Below are 4,787 nucleotides of genomic sequence, written 5' to 3' on the forward strand. Positions count from 1 at the left end.
AATACTTTAAAATTAAGTTACCGCCTTTTTAAATAAAGACTGAATTTCAATAAATAATGTGCTTTGTATGGGAAGTAGCTGTTTTGTCCAATATTAGTGAACTCACCCATTTAGATGTTTTTTTGCAATTATATAAACTGATTTTAAGTTAGGTAATTGTTTACAGGTGGTTATTTGATGGTTAAGGTAAATGCATTGAATATAGGGACGTTTGTCGGTTTATAAAGCGACGAATGTCATAGAGAAAGTTGTTAGCCCTCAAGGAGTATATGTGTCGGTTCCAGAGTTTTTATACAAATATATGACAGCTGATACAGCCAAAATTGTACTTGAAACAGGACGATTAAGATGGCAAAGCCCTTGCCAGTTTAATGATGTAAACGAGTTGCAAAAGATGCCGTTGTTAGAACCTAGCTTTAATGATGGGTGGAAGCTGTATAGTAAGAAACTCGTCGAAATGATTTACCATGACGATGTCATAAATTTCACTATTTACGCCCCTTGGACTCAAATAATACTTACCGAAATATTGCAATATAAAGTCTTAGGGTATTGTGAAGATAGAACATTAGGATTAGTTGAGAATAAAATACCTTCATTAAAAAATGACATTGAACAAGTTCTTAGGACGAGTACTGAAGTAAATAATGATGGTTCCCTTAGGTTTTATTGTTTATCGGAAGATGAAAATAATAATACTATGTGGGGATATTATGGAGAAGGTCATTTAGGGTGCATGTTTGAATTTGGTCATATCGAAGAGTTGAGCACACCATTCCATGAAGCTGAAAAGGTTTCATATTCAAATGAACCAGTAGTTGTTGGTAGCGCGTTAGATATTTTACTTTATGGTCTATCTGCGGAACTTAAAAAGAATACGCGACTTGCAATCTATTTTCATAAAACTAATGAATGGGCTAATGAGAAGGAATGGCGAGTAATGGTTAAAAGGCCTAACCCTAATGATGAGATGTATACTGATTTTAAATTTTACCCTAAAGAGCTAACTTCTATAACCTTTGGTGCTCGTATTTTGGATGTTAAAAAACTCGAAATTATGGATGTAATTCGAGATCAATATCCTCATTGTAAGATATTTCAAATGAGTGTAATAAATGGCACCTCACAGCGAGTAGAAGTTGAGGGCTAACAAGGCAGGTCAATCGGACTGCCTACACTGTCGCATTTTTTGCTAAAGATACAGCAAAAACAGCGCCAGTACGCCGCCGTTGCTTGCGGCGTTAAGGCTGTATAATTACTCTTTTTTAAGAAAAACAGCCTATTTTTTAGGTTCCAAATGCATTACCTAATGCTTGAAAAACGCTTTGAGTTAATTACAGGAGCTTATTATTAAATTGAATTTAGCTGTTAGAGTTATTCTGCAGTCTCGTTATATTTCAAGGAGTGATCGTGGTTGAATTTGTTAAGTCTGCATTACCTTTTCTGTCGCTCGTAATTGCGATGCTAGCTGTTGTAGTTGGCCCTATAGTTTCAATGCGGATATCTAAAAACCAAAATGCCAATAATTTACGTATTGCAAATAAGCAAATTATTGCACCTATTAGGCAATCATGGGTTAATGAATTAAGGGTTTTACTAGCTGACATAACTGGTAAATGCTCTCATTACTGGGCATCTGGTTACGAAGACCGTACAGACGCTGAATATCAATATATTACTGAATCCATTAATAAGCTTAATTTATATATAAACTCTAAAGAAGAGAGTCATCTTAAATTGCTTGTCCATGTAACTGAGATGCATAATGCTTTACTTTCAGGCGGTTCTATTGAGAGTGATGCAGAGTTTTGGAATTCGCACAAATTAACCATAGAACAGTCGCAATTTGTTTTAAAGAAAGAGTGGGAGCGAGTTAAAAATGAAATATAACAAGTGATTAAGCCTATCATTGCTAACTCATTACTAGCATAAATATTTTTAGCACTATTCATAGTGCTAAATTTCTGCCTTACACCTCAAAGCTATCAAAGTACTCTTTTTGCAGCTCTATAGTAAGCGCTTTAGGGCGAATGCTTTGTACTCGGTTGTATACTTCTTCTTTTGTGTAACCTGCCGAATTTAAAATAAACGCAGCGACCAACCCTTTGTGGCCAGTGCCGCCTTTGCAATGTATGGCAATGGTTTGTTTTTGTTATATGGTTTGTAGTATGTCGGTTTTTAAATTCAGTGCTTATCGACTCTACATTATTTTTATATGGCAATTATAAGCATTATTGATTACAAGTTTAAGATTGAATAATTAGCATAAATGCTAGATACTGTTTTTATATACAGTTATGGCGATGTTATGAAAAAAGAATTACCAGCAAAATACTATTTAGCGCATTTTAGAGAGCTTATTGAGTTTGTAACAAGTAAATGCATGCATTTACTTGAGCCTAAACATAGTGAATTTATTAATAAAATTAATCAGCTAGATGAGCAAAGCCAGTGCATGTTGGCGCGTGTGTATTCGCGTAAGCCTTATTTGGTGCAAGCGCAATCGCTAAATTATGAAGAAATTACCTCGCCGCACCAGGCTATTTATACGCTAAAAAAAGCCGGTATTTTATTTGAGCCAAACGAGCAGCATTACTCGCAGCTTTTGGCTCACTTAACCAAACCTACTTTGCTTGAGTTGCTAAGTAATTACCCAGATCAAATAAGCTTTAAAAAGAGCGCCGCTAAAGGCGCGCTGGTGGATATTGCCCGTGAGTTTTTTAAAGCCTGCCCACACGAGCTCGCGCCACTTTATAGCCAGTATGTAATTAATAACCGCAGTGACTACTACGAATATTTTGAGTTTTTATTTGCAGGCAAACTAAGCGGTGGTGATGTGAATCATCAAAACCGTTTTGTAATGCGAGATTTAGGTTTAACCGCTACGCGCGAAGGCCACAGCGAGAGTTTGTCGCGCTTTGAAACACTTGACGAAGCGCAATCAAACTATTTACTAAACCGTTACCGGTTAGCGTTTAAAAATATCACCGATGAGAGCGATTATATTGCTTTAGCGCCGCAGGTTTTAGTGCAAGCTGCACATGGTGCAATAGCTGTTGCGTTAAAAAACAAATTATTAGTAAGGCTTTATCGGCAATTAAAAGGTGTTGATAGCGAGCTTGCGTTTAGCTTACTTGAAGGGTGCGTGGATGACAGCGAAGCACAAGAAATTCAAATAAGAGAGCAATACAGGCTTGGTAATAAAGAGTGGGTAAAAGCACGGTTAGAAGCCATTATTGAAAATCCGCTTACCGACGATTTACTGTATTTTGCTGACGACTTTTTAATGCGTAAGTTTAATAAAAAAACACGTTCGCGTTTAAGTGCCATGCTTGCCGATACCCAGTGCGTGCTAGAAATAGATGAACTGTACCGAGGTGAAGTAGAGCAGGGCGTAAACGATTATTATACTCGCCAAGGTATGGCTGTATTTAATACCGAAAACACGCTTTGGCAAAGTTTGTTTGGTTTAGTATTTTGGCACGAGTTATTTGTAGAGTCGCCTTACCCGCCATGCAATGAGTTTGATATTTATCCGCAAGTATTAAGGCTTGGTAACTTTTATGAGGCGCAGCAAGCACAAATAAATGAGCGTTTATCGCAGTGCCAAACGTCGCAAGCATTACTTAATTTAGTGTGTAAAAATGCAGCGCAATACTTTGAGCAACCTAATGGTTTATTTAGATGGCATAAAGAGCTACTACAACCGTTAGAAGCACTTATTTTAAATAGCCCGTATGAGGCATTAATTACTCATTTAACCAATATGAGTAAACATTATTTACAGCTAAAAGACGGCTACCCCGACTTAATGGTTATCAATAATGGCAAAGTACATTTTGAAGAGGTAAAAGCGCCGGGCGACAAACTTAGGCGAAACCAATTAACCACTATTGATAACTTAAAAAATGTGGGCTTTGAGGTACATATTGCCGCCGTTAAATGGTTTGTAGATCCTAACCGTATTTACAGTGTGGTCGATATAGAAACCACGGGCGGCTTAAAAGGCGGTAACCGCATTACCGAAATTGGCCTTGTAAAAGTACAGCATGGCAAAGTGATAGACACCTGGACGACACTTGTAAATCCACAGAGGCACATACCCGGGTTTATAACGTCATTAACCGGTATTAGCGACAGCATGGTGCGTAACGCCCCTGTATTTGCCGAAGTAGCACAGCCATTGTTAGATAAACTCGCAGGCAGTATTTTTGTAGCCCATAACGTTAATTTTGACTACGGCTTTATTAAAAAAGAATGCGAGATGGCAGGGCACTTTTTTAAAATGCCAAAAATGTGCACAGTGGTTGAGTCGCGCAAAGCGTTTAAAGGCTTAAAGTCGTATTCGCTGGGTAATCTTTCATCGCACTTTAATTTAAATTTAACCAGCCATCACCGAGCACTTGCCGATGCAACCGCCACTGCAGAGCTGTTATTACTTATTCAGCAATCCCAAAGTAGTGAATAGATCCTCAGATTAACTAAAAGCTACTAACTAGTTATGCTATGAATAGTCAGCACTTAATTGAAAATTAATTATGTGCTGATGTTTAAAGTAGATCTTTAATACCATTTAGACTTCGAAGTCTAAATGGTGCGCTTTGTTTGTATTTCCCCTCCTTTCTTTGTTTAAATACACTATATTAAACTGATCAAACCAGTAACTTTAAATCAGCTGTAAAAATTAAATTTGTTTATTATTAGTTGCTTGAGTGTGTTTCATGCTTTTGTTTTTATAACGCGTGTTAGTTACATGTAAAATTTGCATTAATCGCTGTTGCATTCGA

General features: G+C 37.1%; 3 protein-coding genes and 1 pseudogene. 3 read left to right on the forward strand and 1 reads right to left on the reverse strand.

The window, feature by feature from the left end:
* Positions 1–271: 271 nt before the first annotated feature.
* Positions 272–1,150: a DUF2971 domain-containing protein gene (locus GQR46_RS16220; RefSeq protein ID WP_165741507.1), complete on the forward strand. Its 879-nt coding sequence runs from the start codon at positions 272–274 to the stop codon at positions 1,148–1,150.
* A gap of 260 nt (positions 1,151–1,410) precedes the next feature.
* Positions 1,411–1,890, forward strand: a complete 480-nt coding sequence (locus GQR46_RS16225; protein ID WP_165741508.1) for a hypothetical protein — start codon at positions 1,411–1,413, stop codon at positions 1,888–1,890.
* A 79-nt stretch (positions 1,891–1,969) separates the two neighbouring features.
* Here GQR46_RS16225 and GQR46_RS16230 read toward each other — a convergent pair.
* Positions 1,970–2,179: pseudogene (locus GQR46_RS16230) on the reverse strand (protein phosphatase); the annotation flags it as partial.
* A gap of 90 nt (positions 2,180–2,269) precedes the next feature.
* Between GQR46_RS16230 and GQR46_RS16235 the strand changes: the two are divergent.
* Entirely contained in the window at positions 2,270–4,468 is a 2,199-nt protein-coding gene (locus GQR46_RS16235) for an exonuclease domain-containing protein (RefSeq protein ID WP_165741510.1), read from the forward strand.
* The last annotated feature ends 319 nt before the right edge of the window (positions 4,469–4,787 follow it).

Source organism: Pseudoalteromonas sp. Z1A6 (assembly GCF_011378745.1).
Classification (GTDB): Bacteria; Pseudomonadota; Gammaproteobacteria; order Enterobacterales; family Alteromonadaceae; genus Pseudoalteromonas; species Pseudoalteromonas arctica.